The 20,336-nt window shown below is 68.7% G+C and carries 21 protein-coding genes; 6 read left to right on the forward strand and 15 right to left on the reverse strand.

Going from position 1 to position 20,336, the window contains the following annotated elements; all coding sequences use genetic code 11:
* Positions 1 to 35 precede the first annotated feature (35 nt).
* The 7 genes from OHB24_RS36775 to OHB24_RS36805 all read right to left on the reverse strand — a co-directional run bounded on the left by OHB24_RS36775 (position 36) and on the right by OHB24_RS36805 (position 4,656).
* Positions 36 to 707 carry an NADPH-dependent F420 reductase gene (locus OHB24_RS36775; RefSeq protein ID WP_327635533.1) on the reverse strand — a complete coding sequence of 224 codons (672 nt, stop codon included), beginning with the start codon at positions 705 to 707 and terminating at the stop codon, positions 36 to 38.
* A complete protein-coding gene (locus tag OHB24_RS36780) occupies positions 704 to 1,768 on the reverse strand; it encodes an LLM class flavin-dependent oxidoreductase (RefSeq protein WP_327635534.1) in 1,065 nt (354 codons plus the stop codon). Before OHB24_RS36780 ends, OHB24_RS36775 begins: the two co-directional genes overlap by 4 nt.
* 45 nt (positions 1,769 to 1,813) lie before the next feature.
* Positions 1,814 to 2,179: a hypothetical protein gene (locus OHB24_RS36785; RefSeq protein WP_327635535.1), complete on the reverse strand. Its 366-nt coding sequence runs from the start codon at positions 2,177 to 2,179 to the stop codon at positions 1,814 to 1,816.
* Positions 2,180 to 2,193: 14 nt separating this feature from the next.
* Positions 2,194 to 3,063, reverse strand: a complete 870-nt coding sequence (locus OHB24_RS36790) for an RNA polymerase sigma-70 factor (protein ID WP_327635536.1) — start codon at positions 3,061 to 3,063, stop codon at positions 2,194 to 2,196.
* The gene (locus tag OHB24_RS36795) at positions 3,056 to 3,271 is read right to left on the reverse strand and encodes a hypothetical protein (protein ID WP_327635537.1); all 216 of its coding nucleotides are present in this window, start codon (positions 3,269 to 3,271) and stop codon (positions 3,056 to 3,058) included. The genes OHB24_RS36790 and OHB24_RS36795 overlap by 8 nt, the downstream gene beginning before the upstream one ends.
* Positions 3,268 to 4,023 (reverse strand): SDR family oxidoreductase, encoded by a 756-nt coding sequence (locus OHB24_RS36800; protein WP_327635538.1) that lies wholly within the window; start codon positions 4,021 to 4,023, stop codon positions 3,268 to 3,270. Before OHB24_RS36800 ends, OHB24_RS36795 begins: the two co-directional genes overlap by 4 nt.
* Positions 4,024 to 4,092: 69 nt before the next feature.
* Entirely contained in the window at positions 4,093 to 4,656 is a 564-nt protein-coding gene (locus OHB24_RS36805) for a TetR/AcrR family transcriptional regulator (RefSeq protein ID WP_327635539.1), read from the reverse strand.
* Positions 4,657 to 4,742: 86 nt separating this feature from the next.
* On the opposite strand from OHB24_RS36805, the gene OHB24_RS36810 reads away from it, so the two are divergent.
* Complete coding sequence (locus OHB24_RS36810) at positions 4,743 to 5,645, forward strand: SDR family oxidoreductase (RefSeq protein ID WP_327635540.1); 903 nt, start codon at positions 4,743 to 4,745, stop codon at positions 5,643 to 5,645.
* On the opposite strand, the gene OHB24_RS36815 is transcribed toward OHB24_RS36810, so the two are convergent.
* Together OHB24_RS36815 and OHB24_RS36820 are read right to left on the reverse strand one after the other, a co-directional pair.
* A complete protein-coding gene (locus tag OHB24_RS36815) occupies positions 5,642 to 6,634 on the reverse strand; it encodes a Gfo/Idh/MocA family protein (RefSeq protein ID WP_327635541.1) in 993 nt (330 codons plus the stop codon). The genes OHB24_RS36810 and OHB24_RS36815 overlap by 4 nt on opposite strands.
* A gap of 12 nt (positions 6,635 to 6,646) precedes the next feature.
* Positions 6,647 to 7,627: a Gfo/Idh/MocA family protein gene (locus tag OHB24_RS36820; RefSeq protein WP_327635542.1), complete on the reverse strand. Its 981-nt coding sequence runs from the start codon at positions 7,625 to 7,627 to the stop codon at positions 6,647 to 6,649.
* Between the two features lie 180 nt (positions 7,628 to 7,807).
* Between OHB24_RS36820 and OHB24_RS36825 the strand changes: the two genes are divergently transcribed.
* From OHB24_RS36825 to OHB24_RS36835, 3 genes are all read left to right on the forward strand, one after another.
* Positions 7,808 to 8,956 (forward strand): ROK family transcriptional regulator, encoded by a 1,149-nt coding sequence (locus tag OHB24_RS36825; protein WP_327635543.1) that lies wholly within the window; start codon positions 7,808 to 7,810, stop codon positions 8,954 to 8,956.
* Positions 8,957 to 9,018: 62 nt separating this feature from the next.
* Positions 9,019 to 10,755: a DUF4832 domain-containing protein gene (locus tag OHB24_RS36830; RefSeq protein ID WP_327641144.1), complete on the forward strand. Its 1,737-nt coding sequence runs from the start codon at positions 9,019 to 9,021 to the stop codon at positions 10,753 to 10,755.
* A gap of 9 nt (positions 10,756 to 10,764) precedes the next feature.
* Positions 10,765 to 12,177, forward strand: coding sequence for a DUF4832 domain-containing protein (locus OHB24_RS36835; protein ID WP_327635544.1), 1,413 nt, complete (start codon positions 10,765 to 10,767; stop codon positions 12,175 to 12,177).
* 80 nt (positions 12,178 to 12,257) lie between these two features.
* On the opposite strand, the gene ftsH is transcribed toward OHB24_RS36835, so the two are convergent.
* Entirely contained in the window at positions 12,258 to 14,288 is a 2,031-nt protein-coding gene (gene ftsH / locus OHB24_RS36840; RefSeq protein WP_327635545.1) for an ATP-dependent zinc metalloprotease FtsH, read from the reverse strand.
* 194 nt (positions 14,289 to 14,482) lie between these two features.
* Between ftsH and OHB24_RS36845 the strand changes: the two genes are divergently transcribed.
* Together OHB24_RS36845 and OHB24_RS36850 are read left to right on the forward strand one after the other, a co-directional pair.
* Complete coding sequence (locus OHB24_RS36845; protein ID WP_327635546.1) at positions 14,483 to 15,418, forward strand: nucleoside hydrolase; 936 nt, start codon at positions 14,483 to 14,485, stop codon at positions 15,416 to 15,418.
* 65 nt (positions 15,419 to 15,483) lie between these two features.
* A complete protein-coding gene (locus OHB24_RS36850; RefSeq protein ID WP_327635547.1) occupies positions 15,484 to 16,161 on the forward strand; it encodes a ClpP family protease in 678 nt (225 codons plus the stop codon).
* A 70-nt stretch (positions 16,162 to 16,231) separates the two neighbouring features.
* Here the strand turns inward: OHB24_RS36850 and OHB24_RS36855 are convergent, their stop codons facing one another.
* From OHB24_RS36855 to OHB24_RS36875, 5 genes are read right to left on the reverse strand one after another with little or no spacing between them, the layout of a single operon-like run.
* Complete coding sequence (locus OHB24_RS36855; protein ID WP_327635548.1) at positions 16,232 to 17,197, reverse strand: zinc-binding alcohol dehydrogenase family protein; 966 nt, start codon at positions 17,195 to 17,197, stop codon at positions 16,232 to 16,234.
* Between the two features lie 9 nt (positions 17,198 to 17,206).
* Entirely contained in the window at positions 17,207 to 17,566 is a 360-nt protein-coding gene (locus tag OHB24_RS36860; protein WP_327635549.1) for a hypothetical protein, read from the reverse strand.
* A complete protein-coding gene (locus OHB24_RS36865; protein WP_327635550.1) occupies positions 17,563 to 18,426 on the reverse strand; it encodes a hypothetical protein in 864 nt (287 codons plus the stop codon). The genes OHB24_RS36860 and OHB24_RS36865 overlap by 4 nt, the downstream gene beginning before the upstream one ends.
* Positions 18,427 to 18,437: 11 nt before the next feature.
* Entirely contained in the window at positions 18,438 to 19,211 is a 774-nt protein-coding gene (locus OHB24_RS36870; protein ID WP_327635551.1) for a citryl-CoA lyase, read from the reverse strand.
* Positions 19,208 to 20,335: a CaiB/BaiF CoA transferase family protein gene (locus OHB24_RS36875; protein ID WP_327635552.1), complete on the reverse strand. Its 1,128-nt coding sequence runs from the start codon at positions 20,333 to 20,335 to the stop codon at positions 19,208 to 19,210. Before OHB24_RS36875 ends, OHB24_RS36870 begins: the two co-directional genes overlap by 4 nt.
* Between the last annotated feature and the right edge of the window lies 1 nt (position 20,336).

Consider the following 20,336-nt stretch of genomic DNA (forward strand, 5'->3'; position numbering starts at 1 on the left):
CGCGGATTTCTGGTTGGTGGGTGCTCAAAGTGGCTTCAGGTGGCGCGGGCTTTGGCTACGAGTTGGCCGCGGGTGGTGTCGGGGAAGCGGGCCAGGAGGGTACGGACCTCGGCGGCGGTGACGTTGGCGCCGAACATCTCGGTGTGCGGTTCCAGGCGTACGCCGTCCGACAGCGGGCCGGCGACGACCGGGTCGAAGCCGAGGGCGTCGACGACTGTCCCGACCTCGGCGGCGTCCACGGGCTCGCCCGCGATCGCGATCGCCTTGCGGTCCGGAGAGCCGGCCGGGCGAGCACCTTCGTCGAGGTCGTGGTAGCCCATGTGGTTGAAGGCCTTCACGACCCGCGACCCGGGCAAGAACTCCTGGACGAGCTCCGACGACGAGGTGCGCGGATCGGTGAGGTCGTCGCGAATACCGTCGACCTCCCACCAGTAGTTCATCGCGTCGATCACCAGCTTGCCGCGGAGCGCCTCGACCGGGATCGTTCGGTACTTCCCGAGCGGCAGCGCCAGGATCACCACATCAGCCTCGGCGGCCGCCTCGGCAGCGGTCACGGCGATGGCGCCCGGCGTGACGACCTCCACGATCAGCGAGATCCTCGAGACGTCACCCGATCCGGCGATCAGTACGCGGTACCCGGCAGCGATCGCGAGCCGGGCCAGGACGGTTCCCACCTTCCCGGCCCCCAGGATCCCGATCGTCGTCACTTCGACTCCTCCGCCAGAATCTCCCGCACCAGCGGGATCACCTTCGTGCCGTACAGCTCGACCGCCTTCAGCCGCGCGCTCGTCGGCAGCGGACCACCCGAGTAGATCAGGTCGAACCGCTCCACACCGAGCTCCCGCACAGCGCCCGCGATCCGGCGGGCGACCGTCTCCGGCGACCCGACGTACATGGATCCGTGCAGCACCTCGGACTCGAACTCCTCGCGCTTCAGCGGCGGCCAGCCGCGCAACGCCCCGATCCGATCGCGCATCACCTTGTACGGCGCGTAGTAGATCTCCTTCGCCTGCTCGTCGGTCTCCGCGACGAACCCCGGCGAGTGCATCCCGACCGGATGCGCGACGGTCCCGAACTGCTGCGCTGCCCGCTTGTACAGATCGATGTACGACGTGAACCGCTCCGGCGACCCGCCGATGATCGCGAGCATCAGCGGCAACCCGTAGTACGCCGTACGCACCACGGACTGCGGCGACCCGCCGACCCCGACCCAGGTCTGCAGCCGGCCGGACTCGGTCTTCGGGTAGACCTCGATGTTGTCGAGCGCCGCCCGTACGGTGCCTTCCCAGCTCACCGGCTTCTCGTCGAGCAACTGCACGAACAGCTGCAGCTTCTCCTCGAACAGTACGTCGTAGTCAGCGAGGTCGTAGCCGAACAGCGGGAAGGACTCGGTGAACGAACCGCGCCCGAGGATCACCTCGGCGCGCCCGTTCGACAGCGCGTCCACGGTCGAGAACCGCTGGAACACCCGCACCGGGTCGTCCGAGCTCAGCACCGTCACGCCCGAAGCGAGCTTGATGTTCGAGGTCTGGGTCGCGATCCCGGCCAGCACCGTCTCCGGGGACGAGATCGAGAACTCCGGCCGGTGGTGCTCGCCGAGCGCGATCGCGTCCACGCCGATCTGGTCGGCCAGGACGGCCTCGTCCACCACCTGCCGGATCGCCGCCGCAGCCGTCACCGGCGCGCCGCTGTCGTCCACCGGGATGTCCCCGAAGGTGTCCAGCCCAAAGGCCAACTCGGCCATCTCCGCACTCTCCTGTCCGCTCATCACAACAAGTCTAGGTTGACACGTCAACACCAGACCGGCCGGGGTTCATTCCCCTGAGCGCCAGTGCCGGAGCTTGTCCGGGTTCAGCACGATCCACACCGCGGTCACCTTCGCACTGGTCACCCGCAGGCTGACCACCGCGACGACGCGCCCGGTGTCACGCAGTACGACGCCCGGCTGGCCGTTCACCGCCTCGACCGTCAACGCCAACTCCGGGCGCAGCAGATCGGTCAGGCACCGTGCGACCTGCGTGGGCCCGTGGACCGGCTGGAGCTCCGCCGCCACCTGGCCGCCGCCGTCGCTGACGGCGACCACCTCCGCCGCGAGCAGGCTCCGGATCCCACCCGTGCTGCCCGCCCGGTACGCCGTGGCGAACCGGTGGACGACGGCATGGTCGCCCCGCTCGAACACCTCAACCTCCCGCTTCAGGCGATCGCGGTGAGCTTGGCCGGGTTCATCTGCCACAGCACCTCGTCGATCCCGTCGTCCGACGCGGTCACGGTGCAGACCGCGAACACGTCGCCGCCGTCGCGCCGCAGCATCGCGACCGCTCGGCCGTTCGCCGTACCGAACTCGACCTCGACACCGATCCAGAAGTGCTGGTGGAACGCCCGGTAGTACTTCGCCACCCGCTCCTGCCCGACCACCGGGAACTTCGACACCTGCCGCGCACCGTTGCCGTCGGAGTAGCTGATCGCGTCCTTCGCCAGCAGCTGCTCCAACACCCCGAGATCACCCGACCGGGCCGCCGCGACGAATGCCGTGAGCAACTTCTTCTGCTGCGTGCCGGATACCTCGGTACGGCGTTCCGCCCGGATCCGCTTGCGCGCACGACTGACGAGCTGGCGGACCGCCGGCTCGGTCGACTGCAGCATCGCGGCCAACTCGTCGTACGGGTAGTCGAAGGCCTCCCGCAGGATGTACGCCGCCCGCTCGGTGGGCGACAGCCGTTCGAGCACGAGGAGGACCGCGAAGCTCAGCGCCTCCCCGCGCTCGGCACCGAGGTACGGGTCGGCGCTGGTGTCGACCGGCTCGGGCAGCCACGGCCCGATGTAGGTCTCCCGGCGGGCACGCGCGGACTGGCTCGCGTTGATCGCGAGCCTGGTCACCGCCGTCGACAGGTACGCGACCGGGCTCTGGACCGCGCTGCGGTCCGCGGCCTGCCAGCGCAGCCACACCTCCTGGACGAGATCCTCGGCCTCGGTGTGGCTGCCCAGCATCCGGTACGCGATCCCCATCAACCGAGGCCGCACCTCGTCGAAGACCGCAACCGCATCATCGAGCTCATCAGTCATCAGCTGGAGGATACGACCCCGAATCCGTCTCGAGTGCCTCGATCGCGCTGTGCAGGCTGTTCAGATCGGCCGCTTCCGCCTGGGCCTCGTACGGGTCGAGCACCCAGTCGGGCCCGTCGCCAGGTGGTGTGCCCGCCCTGTCCAGCTCGATGTCGGCCTCGACCTCGACCTGCAGTTCGTGCAGGAAGTCGTCCTTGCCCATCGTCATCGACCGGCCTGCGCGGCGTACCACTCGTCGTAGTGCAACTCGCCGAGGGTGGCTTCGCCGATCGGGACCAGGCTGCGCTCGGTGAGTTCGGAGCCGAAGTAGCGCGCATGCTCGTCGGCGACCACCTCGCGGGTGTCACCGCGCTCGGCGAGGGCCTTGCGGAAGAACTCGTCCATCCGGAACTCGTCCGGCCCGGCGATGTCGATCCGCGCGTTCAGCGGCTCGCCGACCGCGACCCGGCCGAGGTTCTTCGCGACGTCCTCGGCGGCGATCGGCGCCCACGCCACCGGTGCGATGTGCACCTTGCCGTCGTCCCAGGTGCCCTCGTCGGCGATCGCCGCGACGAACTCCATGAACTGGGTCGCGTGCACCAGCGAGTACGGAAGACCGGACGCCTTGATCAGTTCCTCCTGCGCGATCTTCGCCGCGAAGTACGCGTTGTCCGGCATCCGCTCGGTGCCGACGATCGAGATGCCGACGTGGTGCCGGACGCCGGCGTCGGCCTCAGCCCGCAGCAGGTTCCCGGTCGAGGTCTTGAAGAACTCCATCACCGGCCCGGCCTCGAACGAGGGCGAGTTGGCCACGTCGACGACGACGTCGGCGCCCTTCAGCACGTCCGCCAGCCCTTCGCCGGTGATCGTGTTGACGCCGGTGCTCGGCGCGGCCGGCACCACCTCGTGCCCGTGCCGGGTGAGCAACGTCGCCAGCTTCGTGCCGATCAGGCCGGTGCCGCCGATCACGACGATCTTCATCGCAGAACCCCTTTGCTTGTCTTGAGCTGTCACCAGGTAAGACAGGGCACCCAGCGAGCTTGTGACGAGTCAGGCGGTGAGTGCGGCGAGATTTTTCAGGGTTGCCTGGATGACGTCTGCGATCGGTACGTCGTCCGGCGCGGCGATCCAGCGCTCGAAGGACACCCGGAACACCGCGACGCCGGTCTCGGCCGCGAGAGCCGCGACGTCCGGGGCGACGCCACGTTCGAGCAGGCCGTCGGTGAGCGACGCCGTCAGCGTGGCCATCTTGATCAGTTCGCGCTCACGCAGCTCCGGCGTCGACGTGATCACGGCGGCGCGCCGACGCGAGTAGTCCCGGCGGATGTCGTCGAAGAACTCGGCCGTGGCCAGGACCGCCGCGGTCACCGCCTCCATCGGGGTCGCGTCCGCCGGCGCCGCGGCGAGCGCCTCGACCATGTGCCGCTCGAGCAGCTCGGACCCGGCGAACAGCACCTCACGCTTGTCCGCGAAGTGCCGGAAGAAGGTCCGCGCGGTGACCCCGGCCCGGTCGGCGATCTCGGCGACGGTCGTGCCGTCGTACCCGCGCTCGGCGTACAGCGCCATCGCCGCCTCCCGCAGCCGCCCGGCCGCGTCCGGCTCCCACCGTCCCATGGGGTCGATCCTAGCCGATGTCATCGAGTGACATCAGGGTGTAGCATCGGTGATGTCAGTCAATGACATCACTGGAAGGAACTTTCATGCGCGTCTTCATCACCGGAGCGTCCGGACACGTCGGCTCGGCCCTCGTCCCGGAGCTCCTGCACAACGGCCACCAGGTCCTCGGCCTCGCCCGCTCCGACGAGTCGGCCAAGCGGCTCACCGAGTGGGGCGCCGAGGCCGTCCGCGGCGACCTGCACGATCTCGATCGGCTCCGCGCGGCAACGGCCGCCGCGGACGGCGTCGTACACCTCGCGTTCCGGCACGACGCCATGCAGGCAGGCGACCTGGCCGGTGCGGCGGAGTCCGATCTCGCCGCGTTGCAGACGATCGGCGACGCACTCGCCGGCACCGACAAGCCGCTCGTGAGTACGTCGGGCACCGGCATGCTCGCGGGCATCGTCCACGACCGGGTCGCGACCGAGGACGACTACGACCCGAACGGCGGCTACCGCATCGACGCCGAGAACTACGTCGTCGACCTGGCCGCCAAGGGCGTCCGCTCCTCGATCCTCCGGCTCCCGCCGATCACCCACAGCCGGCTCGACCACCACGGTTTCGCGCCGTCGCTGATCGCCTTCGCGCGGCAGAACGGCTTCGCGGCGTACATCGGCGACGGGACGAACCGCTGGTCCTCAGTGCACACGCTCGACGCCGCCAAGCTCTATCGCCTGGCGCTGGAGTCTGCCCCCGCGGGCACCCGCCTGCACGCGATCCAGGACGAGGGCATCGAGTTCCGCACGATCGCCGAGGCCATCGGTCGCGAGCTCGACCTTCCGACGCGCTCCGTCACGGTCGACGAGGCGCCGCAGTACCTGGGCTTCCTCGCGCGGTTCGCGGCCATGGACATCCCGACGTCCGCGGCCCGGACGAGTGAGCTGCTCAACTGGCAGCCCACCCATCCGAACCTACTGGCTGATCTCGCCGAGGGGTTCTACTTCTAGACCTTCAGGACCGGCGCGATGACCTTGGACTTCGAGCCTTCGTAGGCTGCGAGCAGGATGCCGAGGACCGCGATACCTTCCTCCTCGGTGTGCAGCGGGCGCGTCTTGCCGGACAGCGACTCGGCGAAGTGGCCGATCTCGGCGACGAACGTGTCGACCGGCTCGAACTCGAAGGTCTCGGTCTCGCCCGACCGGAGACTGTAGGACAGCGTCGTGCCGTCGCTGGTCAGTGAGCCGAGCTCGCCGACGACCGAGAACCGCTCGGTGCCGACGGCCGGCTGGTACGCCCAGCTGGTCACCAGTTGGCCGACGACTCCGTTGTCGAATCGGATCAGGACCTGCGCGGAGTCCTCGCCCTCCATGAACTTCAACCGGTGCGTGGACAGCATCGCGGTCGCCTCGACCGGCAGCCCGCCGGCGAGGTGCAGCATCAGATAGGTGGGGTGGTACCCGGTGTCGATGAGCTCGCCACCACCACTTGTCTTGCTGCTCGCCCGCCAGCCCATCGAGCTCGGGTCGAAGTCGTTGTAGAAGCTGTCCGTCGTTCGCACCTCGTACACCGTGCCGATCGTCCCGGCCTGCAGCAGCTCCCGGGCCTTCGCGACCGCTGGCATGAACAACTGGTTGTGCGCACACATCAGCGTCACGCCGTTCTCGGTCACCGCCTTGCGAACATCCGCTGCCTCGTCGGCCGACAGGCACAGCGGCTTCTCGCAGAGGATGTGCTTGCCCGCCTCGGCGGCCGCGACGATCGCGTCCCGGTGCAGGTGGTGCGGCAGACAGATGTCGACCGCGTCCAGCTCTTCGTTGGTGAGCATGTCGCGATAATCCGTGTACGCCGTGGCGCCCAGCTCCTCGCCACGCTTCTTCGCGGTCTCCTCCACGGCGTCCGCGACCGCGGTGACACCGATCCGGTCCGCGTGCTGCGTATACCCCTTGATGTGCGCCGAAGCGATTCCCCCGGCGCCGATCAGACCGACCTTGATCATCGGGACGTCCTCTCAGCTGTAGGAAATCACTCGGTTGGACTCGGCTGCCGCGTTCGCCGCGACCACCAGGCGGGTCAGCTCGACCGCGCGCTCGATGTTCTCGTCCGCGCGCGTTCCGTTCGTAATGTGCTCGACCCACTGCGCGAACGGATCCGGCGAGTGCTCGGGCACCGGAAGCTGCTCGCCGTTCACGGTCAGCAGGTTGCCGGCGTCGGTGTACGTGAGCGTGCCCTCGGTCCCGAACAGCTCGATCGTGAACGGGTTGCTGCTCGCGAACCCCGCCTCGATCACCCCGATCTTCTGGTCTCCGTACCCGGCCACCACGACAGCGTTGTCTTCCAGCCCGCGGTCCGCCACCGAGCGGTACGTCGCGCTCACGGTCTCCGGCGTTGCGCCGAGGAAGAGCTGGATCAGGTACACGGGGTGGCAGCCGAGGTCGGTGAGCGCGCCGCCGATCGCGGCCTTCGGCTCGAAGAACCGCTGCGGCAACCAGCCTTCCTTGCCGTCGCGCGGGATCGCGCCGTCGTGCGAGAGCCGGACCCGGCCGTACGTCAGCTGCCCGAGCGAGCCCTTGTCCAGCACCTCCTGGATTGCGGTCGTGTAGCCGTGCGCGAGCCGCGGCAGCGAGACCGTCAGCTTCACGCCGGCCGCGTCGGTGGCTGCCACGATCTCCTCGGCCTCGGCGACCGTCGGAGCGAGCACTTTCTCTGTGTAGATGTGCTTTCCGGCCTCCGCGGCCTTGAGCATGATGTCGCGGTGGACGTCGGTCGGCGTCGTGATCACGACGCCGTCCAGGTCGTCCCGCGCGAGCAGTGCGTCAAGGTCGCCGGTGAACTCCACACCGAACTGGTCGGCACCGGCCTGGCCGCGGTCGGCATCGTCGTCCCAGACGGCCACCAGGTCCGTCCCTGGATGCGCCTGGGCCTGCCTGGAGTAGTCGCCGGCATGGACGTGCCAGAAGCTGAGCGTCGCGATCTTCAGCGGGTTGGACACGCTGGTCCTCCTCAGTGGAAACCTTCGGAAACGTTTCGGATCGACCGTCGGCAGATCACGGTACAACGTTGTCAGGAGAGCGCAACAGACTTCCGGCGCGCCCGTTCACACGGTGAGACTCGCGCGCAGTCGGGATGCTTATAGTTATCCAGGAGTCCAGGAAATAGGTGAGGTGTCGCGATGAGTGAACAGCCGGCCGGCGGGGATCTCTCGCGGTTGCGCCAGCTCAACGCGGCCGCCGTACTGCGGGAGTTGCGCGGCGATCAGCCGCTGACGCTCACCGAGCTGTCGAAGCGGACACGGCTGTCGCGCGCTTCGACGGAGGACGTGGCGCGGGACCTGCTCGGGCGCGGTTGGCTGACCGAGGTGGCGCCGGCGTCCGGGTCGGTCGGGCGGCCTGCCCGGCGGTACCGGTTCAACGCTGGGGCCGGGCGGTTGCTCGGGATCGACATCGGCGGGCACAAGGCGCTCGCGCTCGTGACCGACCTGGACGGCGAGGTGCTGAACCAGAGCCGGATCGAGGTCGACCCGGAGCTCGGCCGGCGTGAGCGGCTGGCGGCGCTGGATCGGTGCGTGCGCAAGGCGCTGGCGGGCGCGGGCGTCGAGGCGGGGCAGATCTGGTCGACGGGGGTGGCGACGACCGGGCTGGTCGACGGCATGGGGAAGGTGATGCTGTCCGATTCGCTGCCGGAGTGGACCGGGGTCGATCTGGGCGCTCATGTACGGCGGCTGGTGCCGGGTCCTGTCCGGGTCGAGAACGACTGCAAGCTCGCGGCGCTGGCGGAAACCTGGCACGGGGTCGCGCGCTACGCGAAGGACGTGGTGTTCCTGCTCGCCGGCCTGCGCACCGGCGCCGGCCTGATCATCGACGGCAAACTCCACCGCGGCTTCGCCAACTGGTCCGGCGAAATAGGCGCCCTCCCCGCCGCCGGCTGGCAGCAAGCCCCCACCCACCTCCAGAACTGGCTCGAGCGAAACCCCCGACCAACCACCCACCACGGGACGGGTGGGCTTGATCGGGTGTTCTTGGCGGCTCGGGGTGGGGATGAGGACGCGGTGGGGGCGGTGCTGGGGTATGTGGCGGATCTTGCGGTGGGGGCGTCGGCGTTGGTGCTGACGTTGGATCCGCAGTTGGTGGTGATCGGAGGCGGGTTCTCGCGGTCGGCGGACGTGATGGTGGAGCCGTTGCGGCGGGAGCTCGACCGCTGGTGCCTGCGGACCCCGGAGATCCGCGTATCCGCGTTCGCGGACGAAGGAGTCGCACTCGGCGCCGTCCGCCTGGCGCTCGACGAGGTCGAGTCGACCATCACGACCGGCCTCAGACCTTGACATAATTTTCCTGGACTCCATGATTATCCCCATCGCCCCGCCCAGCGAGAGGAAGCATCGTGATGCGTCCGTACCGACTCCTGACCACCCTTGCCACCGCCTGCGCCCTGCTCGCCACCCTGCTGGTCTCCCCTGCCAGCGCGACGATCAGCGGCGCCACCGCGACCAACACCGCCACGACGGTCACCTACCGCTTCTCCTACACCGGCACCCCGCAGTTCCTCCGCGTGTACGTCGACACGGACCGCAACCCCTCCACCGGGTTCGCCCAAGGCGGCACCGGATCTGACTACCTGCTCGAGAACGGCAGCCTCTACCAGCACACCGGCACCGGCTGGAGCTGGACGCTCGTCCGATCCGTCACCTTCACCAACACCGGCGGCGTCGCCCAGTGGACGGTCGACCGAGCGGACCTCGGCGAGACCGCCACCCCGAACGACGCCGACCTGATCTTCCAAGCGGAGGCCCCACTCGAGACGTCCGCGAAGTACACGCAGACCTACACCGGCGGCACCAGCGGCGGAGACGTGTCCTACACCCCGTCGACCGAGAACTTCGCGAATCCCGAGCGCGGCTTCTACCACCACACCGGCGACTGCGACAAAGCCGACTTCTCCCAGTCCACTCTGGCGAGCTACCGCACCAGCCAGGGCATCTCGCTGGTGATGTGCGTCTTCTACCTGGCCGAGTACAAGAACGGCCCGATCGCCCAGGCCGCCCTCGACCAGTTGCAGCAGCAACTCGCCACGGTCCGCGCGTCCGGCCTCAAGATGGTGCTCCGTCTCACCTACACCACGTCCACCACAGGCGACGACGCCACGAAGGACCGCGTACTGGCGCATCTCGACCAGTTGGCGCCGTACCTCGCCGCCGGCAAGGACGTGATCGCCGTCGTCCAGACCGGTCTGATCGGCGCCTGGGGTGAGTGGTACTACACGCAGAACTTCGGCAACGCCGGCGTCGTGTCGGCCACCGACTGGGCGAACCGCAAGGCCGTCACCGACAAACTGCTGAGTGTCGTGCCGTCGACCCGGATGATTCAGCTCCGGACGCCGAAGTTCAAGCGGACCATGTACTCGACCACCCCGGTCCAGCCCGGCGACGCCTACAACGGATCCAGCCTGTCCCGGATCGGTCACCACAACGACTGCTTCCTCGCCAGCGCCGACGACTTCGGCACCTACGAGAACCCGTCCGTCGAGTACCCGTACCTGCAGGCCGAGACGACGTACGTCGCGATGGGCGGTGAGACCTGCGGTGTGAACGCACCGCGCTCCCAGTGCCCGACCGCGACCGCCGAACTCGCGCAGTTCCACTGGTCGTTCATCAACACCGACTACGAGCCCAACGTCCTCAACTCGTGGAACAGCGGCGGCTGCCTGGCGACCGTCAGCAAGAACCTCGGCTACCGCTTCCGCCTGGAGTCCGGCACCTACCCGGCGACCGCCTCCCCCGGCGGCAGCCTGCCGATCAGCTTCACCGTCCACAACGACGGCTACGCCACGCCGTTCAACCCGCGCAACCTCGAACTGGTACTGCGGAACACCTCGACGGGCACCACCTACAAGCTCCCGATCGCCTCCGACGCACGCCGCTGGACCGCGGGTACGTCGACCACGGTGTCGCAGACCCTCACCGTGCCCAGCAGTCTTCCGGCCGGTTCGTACGCCCTGCTGCTCAACCTGCCGGATCCGCTCCTGTCCACCCGCCCCGAGTACTCGATCCGCCTCGCGAACCAAAGCACGTGGGACGCGGCGACCGGGATGAACTCGCTCCTGCACACACTCACTGTCAGCTAGGAGATTCTGATGAGACGGCTTGTCACAGCTCTCGCGGCGATCGGTCTGCTGCTGCCCACCCAGGCAGCGATGGCGCACGGCGCCCCGACCACGACCCGCACGTACGCGACCAGCGACGAGGTGATCGCCAACCCGGAGCGCGGGTTCTATCACCACACCGAGACGCACTACAAGGCCGACAACACCGGCTACGTCCCGCTGAACGTCACCACCCTGCGCAACTTCCGCACCCAGGAGAACATCACGCAGATCCTGCGCGTGTTCTACCTGGAGAAGTTCGCGAGCCGGGACGTGATCGACAAGCAGTACCTCGACCTGGTCCGCGCCGACTTCCGCACCGCCCGCGCGGCCGGGATCAAGGTGATCGTCCGGTTCGCGTACGCGCTGCCCGGTGACGGCTGGCCGCCGCCGACGCCGTACGGCGACGCACCGGTCGCCCGCGTGCTCAAGCACATCCAGCAACTCACACCGGTACTGCGCCAGAACGCCGACGTGATCGAGCTCGTCCAGTCCGGCTTCGTCGGCCTGTGGGGCGAGGGCTACTACACCGACCATTTCAGCAACCCGCAGGACCCGAGCCAGGTCTCGGACCAGAACTGGGCCGACCGCAAGGCCGTCGTCACGGCCCTGCTGAGAGCGCTCCCCAAGGACCGCATGGTCCAGGTCCGTACGCCGTACATGAAGCAGCGGATGTTCGACGTACCGACGGGAACCGAGGGAGCGGTCTCCGAGGATCAGGCGTACGACGGCTCGCCGCTGGCGCGGGTGGGGCATCACAACGACTGCTTCCTGGCCAGCCCGGACGACTTCGGGACGTATCTCAGCGACCCGGTCGAGCTGGACAAGGACTTCGTTGCCCAGGACACCAATTACGTCCCCGAGGGCGGCGAGACCTGCGCGGTCAACTCTCCGCGGTCGGACTGGGACTCGGCGTCCGCCGAAATGGCCCGGCTGCACTTCTCGTTCCTCAACACCGACTACAACAAGGACGTGCTCAACACCTGGGGCGACAACATCGAGGTCGTCAAGCAGAAGCTCGGCTACCGGTTCGCGCTCACCCAGAGCACGGTCACGACCAAGGCGAGGCCGCGCGGCCAGGTCAACGTCGGGGTGAAGATCCGCAACGACGGATGGGCAGCGCCGTACAACCCGCACCGGGTGCAGCTGGTCTTCCAGAACGACAAGCACACGTTCAAGGTCAACGTGCCGGCCGATCCCCGTCGCTGGGGAAGCGGTACGACGACCGACCTGAACTGGAAGGTCGCCGCACCGCCTGTCCCCGGCAAGTACCGCTTGCTGATCAACCTGCCGGACCCGCTCCTGTCCACCCGTCCCGAGTACTCGATCCGCCTCGCCAATGACGGCACCTGGCAGCCGAGCACCGGTTACAACGACCTAGGACAGACCGTCACTATCGGATAGGTGCTGTTCCCGGGAACGGGGAACTCTGCTGGCTGGTACAGGTGGGCAGGGTTCCCCGCCCCGGGCCTGCGCGCGTGGCGCTAAGCGCTGTCGCGGGGAGCAGGTTGGGGTTCGGGTGCTGGGGTGCGGGAACGGTGGGTGATGCCGGCGGCGGCGTAGGCGTCGGCCTCGTCGAGGGTTTCGTGTTCGAGGAGCTGGGCGGCGATCGAGTCGAGCTTCGGCCGGTTCTCGCGCAGCAGGCGGCGCGCCTCGGCGTAGCACTGCTCGATGAGTCGGCGTACCTCCTCGTCGACAGTGTTGAGCAGCTCGTCCGAAACTCCCGCGGAACGCGCGTCACCCTCGGCCGGAAGGATCGACACCGGGCCGATCGCGTCCGACATACCCCACCGGCCCACCATCGACCGGGCGATCCGCGTTGCCGTCTCCAGGTCGCTCTCGGCACCCGTGGTCACGACACCGAGAACCTCCTGCTCGGCCGCCATCCCACCAAGCGCCCCGATGATTCGCCCGCGTAGGTAGTCCACGTCGTACCCGTACCGATCGGACTCCGGCGTCGACAGCGTCACCCCGAGCGCCCGCCCGCGCGGAATGATCGACACCTTCCGGACCGGGTCCGCGCCCTTCTGGATCATGCCGAGCAGCGCGTGCCCGCCTTCGTGGTACGCCGTCCGCCGGCGCTCCTCCTCCGGCATCACCACGTTCCGCGCGGTCCCGAGCTGGACCTTCTCGAGCGCGTCGGTCAGGTCGCGATGGGTGATCTGCGACTCGCCCTGCCGGGCCGCCGCAAGCGCCGCCTCGTTCAGGAGGTTGGCCAGGTCGGCGCCGGTCATGCCGGGCGTGGACCGGGACAGCGCAGCCAGGTCGGCGTCCGGTGCAAGCGGCTTCCCGCGCGCGTGCACCTTGAGGATCGCCTCGCGCCCAGGTTGGTCCGGCGCGTGCACCGTGATCGTCCGGTCGAACCGGCCGGGCCGGAGCAGCGCCGGGTCGAGTACGTCGGCACGGTTCGTGGCGGCGAGCACCACGACGCCCTCGGTACCGGAGAACCCGTCCATCTCGGTGAGGATCTGGTTCAGCGTCTGCTCGCCCTCGTCGTGCCCGCCGACCGACCGGGCACCGCCGCGGGCGCGTCCGATGGTGTCGATCTCGTCGATGAAGATGATCGCCGGCGCCACCTTCCGCGCCTCGCCGAACAGTTCCCGCACCCGGCTCGCGCCGACGCCCACGATCATCTCGATGAATTCCGAGGCACTCGCGGAGAAGAAGGGCACCCCGGCCTCCCCCGCGGTCGCCCGCGCGAGCAGCGTCTTCCCGGTCCCGGGCGCGCCGGCCAGCAGCACGCCCTTCGGCGCCCGCGCCCCGAGCCGCCGGTACTTCTCCGGGTCCTTCAGGTAATCGACGACCTCCTCGATCTCGGATTCGACCTCGTCGATCCCCGCGACGTCCGCGAACGTCACCCGCACCGTGCTCGGGTCGACCGGCTTCTTCTGCTGGCCACCACCCCCGCCGAGCAGTCCGCCCAGACCGCCACCCGCCCGGCTCCGCCGGAACAGCCAGAAGTAGAACGCGGCGATCAGGATGAACGGGCCGAGCGAGATCAGCAGGTTCCACAGCACGCCGCGCTGCGCGACCACCGGGGTCGCCCGGACCGTGGCGCCGCCCTTCTGCAGGTCGCCGTACAGGTTGTCGTTGGCGAACGTCGGCCGCTCGGTGGTGAACTTCGTGTACGTCGACCCGCTCTTGCCCGGCACCTCCGCAGCCTGCTTCAGCCGGCCCTGGATGGTGTCGCCGCGGGAGAAGATCTCGGCGACGTTCTGCTTCTGCACCTGCACGGTGAAGTCGGTGTAGGCGATGGTCTCCTCGCCGCCGGACAGCTGGTCCTGCATCGTGGTGAGCAGGAAGAGCACCAGGTACCCGCCGACGATCCACGCGGTCCACTTCCACCACCGCGGCCGGCGAGGCTTGTCGTCGTCGCCGTGCCCGGCCGGCAGTCCCTCGGTCCGCCACGGCTTGTGCGGCCGCTGCGGTCCGTCGTTCTTCCGATCACCCTGGTCGGCACCCTGGCCCCGGTCGGCGCTGGACTCGTCCTTCGCCGGCGGCTCCTTCTCGCTCATGAAGCCAACATAGGACCTGAATCCCCACCGACCCAGCAACAACTCCCTCCTTGATAGGCCGTCGTACCCTGGCGCATGGCTGTCCTGATGCCACGCCTCCGGCGCGGCGGGTCATGGGGCTGGAACTCCCGGCCTTCCCTCGTCGCTCCGGTCGCTTCGCTCCCTCCGCTCCTCAGTCCAGGCCGGGAGGCCCCATGACCTGGCCCCTCATCCTCGACTGCGATCCCGGCCACGACGACGCGCTGGCGATCCTGCTCGCGGTCGCCGATCCGGCCGTCGAACTGCTCGCCGTGACGACCGTGGCGGGCAACCACACCGTCGACAAATGCACCGTGAACGCCCGTCGCGTCCTCTCCCTCGCAGGTGCCTCCGACATCCCCGTCGCGCGGGGCGCCGACCGGCCGTTGGTACGCCGGTTGCGCATCGCCGACGACGTCCACGGCAGCACCGGGCTCGACGGCCCGCAGTTCACGGACGAGCCGTCGGTCCCGGAGTCGCCGTACTCGGCGCAGGAGCTGCTGGTCGACGTACTGCGCTCCAAACCGGCGACGATCGTCGCGACCGGGGCGCTGACGAACATCGCGCGGCTGCTCGTCGACGAACCCGGTCTCGCCGCGAACATCACTGAGATCGTCTGGATGGGCGGATCCACCGAGCGCGGCAACATCGCGCCGCTCGCCGAGGCCAACGCGTATGTCGATCCGGAGGCGGCGGACGTAGTGGTTCGGTCGGGCGTTCCGTTCACGATGTGCGGGTTGAACGTGACGCATCAGGCGCTCGTGACGGACGACGTACTCGCGCGGCTCGAGCGGATCGGGACGCCGCTCGCGCGGATCTGCAGCGAGTGGATGACGTTCTTCGCGTCGACGTACCGGGAGCTGTTCGGGTTCGAGGCGCCGCCGCTGCACGATCCGGTCGCGGTGGCGAGGGTCATCGATCCGGCGATCGTGCGGTGCGTCGAAGCGAATCTGGTGATCGAAACAGCCGGCGAGTGGACCGCCGGGGCCACGGTCGTGGACCTGGACGGTTACACCGGGCGCCCCGCGAACGCACGGATCGCCGTCGACCTCGACCGGGACGCCTTCTGGGACAAGGTCATCGGCGCGATCACTCGGCTGTCCGTCTGCTGACAGCGGAACAGCCTTCTCCCCAGTCGCCCGCTGCCTCAGGGTGGAGGTGTCGAAGGAGGACACACATGTACGTCGAACAACAGTCGGCCGCGACCGTTCCGGGACAGCCCGGGGTCCCGGGGCGGCCTTGGCCCGAGATTCCTGGGATCCCACGGCCCGGGGTACCGGAGCAGCCGGCACCGCAGCCGATCCTGCCGTCCTGGTACGAGCCGACGTCGATCACGCTCGAGCGGGAGCTCGCCGATCGGCTGCTGGCGGAGCGGGTGATCCTGATCGGCGGCCGGCTCGACGACTCGCTCGCGAACCACGTCGCCTCGCAGCTGCTCCTACTGAATGCCCAGGGCAACGACCCGGTCACGCTGCACCTGTCGTCGACGGAGTCCGACCTGGAGGCATCCCTCTCCGTCGCCGCCGCGATCGACCTGATCACCGCTCCCGTCCACGTCCTCGCCCGTGGCACGGTCCGCGGCCCCGCGATCGCCGTACTCGCCGCCGCCGAACAGCGCGAGGCCCACCGCCACACGACGTTCGTCCTCTCCGCACCGCGATTCGCGGCCGACGGCACCGTCAACGAACTGGCCACCCTCTCCGAACAACACGACCACCAGTCCGCCCGCCTCCGGGACCTCATCGCCCAGGCAACCAAACGCCCCGCCGACGAGATCGCCACGGACCTGGAAACCGGCCGAGTCCTCACCGCCGAAGACGCACAGGCCTACGGCCTGATCACCGGCCTCCGCTGATCCCGGGACCCCCGCCGATGACTGGAGATAGGCAATAGCCTGTCCCCAGTCATCGGGGGCTATTCCCACATCAGGGGAAGGTGAGGACGAGGCGGCCGGGGATGGTGCCGGTTGTCTGGCGGGTCCAGGCGGGGGTGATGTCGGCGAGGGTGACCGTGTCGTAGGCGACGGTGATCTCGCCGGAGGCTGCGTGCTGGAGTACGGCGGTGAGCGCGTCGCGGCGTTGGTCTGTGGTAAGTGCGTTGTTCGTGTAGCCGAGGATGCTCGCCGACTTGCTCCGCAGTACGGCCGACGAGAAGACCGCCTCATCGTTCGACGACCCACCAAGGTTCACCAGCCGCCCGCCAGGAGCGAGCGCCCGCGAGGCAGCCGTCGCCGCGACACCGAACACCGAGTCGATCACCACGTCGTACGTCGGCTCCCCCAGCCGCGCCGTCAACTCGTCGACATCGGTGCTCAGAGCAACCACCTCGTCAGCACCTGCCGACAGCGCCCGCTCCCGCGACGCATCCGACCGTACGACGGCCACGACCTGTGAGGCCCCGAGCACCCGGGCCGCCCCGATCGCCACCTGCCCGACCGCGCCGCCACCGCCCAGCACGAGCACCCGCTCACCCACCTGCATCCGTGCTCGTGAGGTCAGCATCATCCACCCGGCAACCCCGGACAGCCCGATGGCAGCCACCGCCGCATCCCGCACCGGCGCCTCCAGCACGATCAGGTCGCCATCGGGTACGGCGGCCCGCTCCGCGAAACTCCCGTCTCCCGCGGCCATCCCGGCCGAGGTTGCGAAGAACACTCGCGTGCCGGGGGCAACTGTCGCCGATTCCTCTACCACGCCGACGCCTTGCACACCTGGGACATACGGCAGCGCCGGCGGGCCGAAGTACGACGTACCGGAAGCGCACAGCAGGTCGAGTGGCACGATCGGGGCCGCGGTGACGCGGACGATCGAGAATCCTTCGCGGGCCACGGGATCCGGATGTTCGGCGTGGGACGGCGGCTCGCCGTGGGTATGCAGGACAGCGGCTCGCACGCGGTCTCCTCAGGTAGCGATGTCCGGATACGGTAGCGCGTGGTGCTGGAGCGCCCGCCCGTACGCCTTCTGGTACTCGAGCGGCCCGTGGTCGCGCTCGAACATCGCGATGAACAACGTCAGCGTCAGGAACGGATGCGCCCCCAGCGCGAACAGTTTGACGTGGTCGTGCTCGCGCAGCGCCGTACGCTCCTCGTCGGTGAAGGCGAGCCAGGTGGACTTCTCCGCGACCACACAGTTGAGCACCTGGTTGGCCAGCTCGCGCTCCCACCAGTCAACCGTCCCCGCAGCATCCTCGCGGTAGCGCTCCACGAGCGAAGGATCCCGGTCGACGGTGTAGAGGAACTTGTTCAGTAGGTACTTGCTCATGCCGGCACTCCGTTCGGGTACCAGGTGAAGTACGCCTCCATCGTGTGGAACAGATCGAGCGAGTCGACGTGATCAGCCTTCGCTCCGGCCCCCGCGACGCCCATCATCAACATGAAGTCCATGAAGCCGTGCGTCGCGTTGCCGGGCAGATGCAGGCTGTCCAGCGTCACCTCCGACAGGCACCCGTCGAGGTCGCCGCTCGCGATCCAGTCCACGGCCTTGCGATCGAACTCCGGGTCCGGTCCGTGCGCACCGAACTGCCGCGGCCCGCCGAGCTCGAGCGACAGGTGCCCGGTACCGATGATCGCGACCCGCTTGTCGATCGGCCACGACTCCACCAGCTGCCGGATCGTCCGGCCGAGTTCGACGAATCGTCCCGGCCGCGGCAACGGCGGCGCAAAGATGTTGGTGTAGATCGGCACGATCGGCAGATCCGCCTCCGGGCGGAGCGTGATGATCGGGCAGGTGATGCTGTGGTCGATCCGCAGTTCGTTGCTGAAGGCAAGGTCGAACCCGGCGTCCAGCCCGTTTCGCAGGATGTGGCCGGCGAGTTGCTCGTCCCCGGCCAGCCGCATCCGCGGCAACCCGAACTCGCGTTCCTCGTTGTACCAGTTCGCGTCGAAGTACGGCGCCTTGCCGACCAGGAACTGCGGCATGTTGTCCAGCCACAGCTGGTGGAAGTGATCGCTGCCGACCATCACCAGGATGTCCGGCCGCGCCTTCGTCAGGGTCTCCCGGAAGGCCTCGATCTTCGCCACCCACGCGTCGGCGAACGGCGGGCGATCGGCGCCTGTCGCGGTACTGGCCCGGTAGTAGAACGGATGATGCGTGGAGGCGATCACCGCGGCGACTGTGGCCATGTGGTGCTCCTTCAGGATTCCGGATCGACATACACGGCGTTGCGGTCGACAGTCAGGTAGGCGTCCATGCCGATCGGCCGGCGGCGTTCCTCGGCGAGCTGCCCAAGCAGCCCGGCAGCCCTTGCCAGCAAGGCGAATCCACGCAGCAGCTCGACCGGCAGCCCGAGGTCGGCGAGCGCGGCGCCACAGACACCGGCACCGTTCAACGGGAGCTTGCGACCCAGCACCTGCTCGTGCACCCGCCCGATCGCTTGGAAGAGCTTGAGATGCGGGCCTTCCAGATCTTCTTCACGGGCGATCCCGATCAGCACCGGCGTCCGCGGGTCCTGCACCTTGTGCACCGGATGCCCGAGCCCCGGGATCAACTTCCCCTGGACCCCACGGACCACCTCGAGCGCGAACTCGTCCCACCCGGCCTCGTCAGTCGGCAGCTCATGTCCTTCAAGCGCCTCGTGCAGGAACATCCCGCAGTCCTCAGTCACACCGAGAAAGCGCGATCCCCCGCCCAGCAGACCGGCCGCCAACGCTCCTTGCAACGAGTCCGGCGCGGACAAATAGGTCAGCCGCGCCGCGATCGCCGTCGGCGTGAACCCGTGATCCGCCAGCGCGACCAGCACGGCCTCGAACACTCGCGTCTCGGACGGCGTGGGCCGGCGCAGGGCGACGAGCCAAAACGCCAGCTCGCCGAAGCCGACCTTGCCCATCAGGTCTGCCGTCAGATCCTGCCCGAGCAGGCGGATCTCGTCGGCCGTCGACGTACCGAGCGACGTCGGGAAAGTCGTCATTCCATCAGCCACTTTCGTAGTTCGGCGCCGTGTTCGTCCAGGTCGGGCGGTGGCAGCCGGTACGACGCTGCGCTGTCCGAGAACGTGATCGGGTTCCGGACCGTCGGGATCTCGCCGACCGTCACCACCGGGTCCAGCCCGATGTCCTCGGCGAACGCGACCCCGCCGTCGACGGTGTTGATCGGCCCGCACGGCACCCCGGCCGCGATGATGTCCCGGAACCACTCGAGCTTGGTCCGCGTCATCAACCGCGCCACCAGCAACGGCCGCAACTCGTCACGATGAGCAGTGCGCATTTCGTTCCGGTCGAATCGCGGATCGTCGGCCAGCTCGGGTACGCCGAGCACCTCCACCAGCTTGCGGAACTGCCCGTTGTTCCCGGCCGTGATGATCAGTTCGCCGTCCGCGCACGGCAGCGGCTCGTACGGAAACAGGCTCGGATGGCTGTTCCCCATCCGCAGCGGTACGACGCCACCCGCGACGTACGCGCTCGACTGGTTCACCAGCCCGGACAGCGCCGACGACAGCAGATTCACCTCGACGTGCTGACCGCGTCCGGTCTCGTGCCGCAGGTTGAGGGCCGATAGCACCCCGATCGTCGCGTGCAGTCCGGCCATCACGTCGAACACCGAGATGCCGGCGCGGAACGGTTCACCGTCCGGGGCGCCGGTCAGACTCATCAGCCCGGAGATCGCCTGCACGATCAGGTCGTACCCGGGCAGCTCGGCGCCGCCCGGCCCCGAACCGAAGCCGCTGATCGACGCGTAGATCAGTCTGGCGTTGCCCTCGGCAACGGTCTCGTAGTCGAGGCCGAAGCGCGCCAGCCCGCCCGGCCGGAAGTTCTCCACCAGCACGTCCGCGCGCCGCGCCAGTTCCTGCGCCGCCGCCAGGTCCGACGGATCCTTCAGGTCGAGCGCGATCGACCGCTTGTTCCGGTTCACCGCGAGGTAGTACGTCGAGATGCCCTCGCGGACCGGCGGCTGCCAGGAGCGCGTGTCGTCACCGCCGGGCGACTCGACCTTGACCACGTCAGCCCCGAGGTCGGCGAGCAGCATGGTCGCGTACGGACCGGCCAGGATCCGCGAGAAGTCGGCCACCAGCAGCCCGGACAGCGGTCCCTTCACC

Origin of the sequence: Kribbella sp. NBC_00482 (genome assembly GCF_036013725.1) — a bacterium.
In the GTDB taxonomy this organism is placed as follows: domain Bacteria; phylum Actinomycetota; class Actinomycetes; order Propionibacteriales; family Kribbellaceae; genus Kribbella.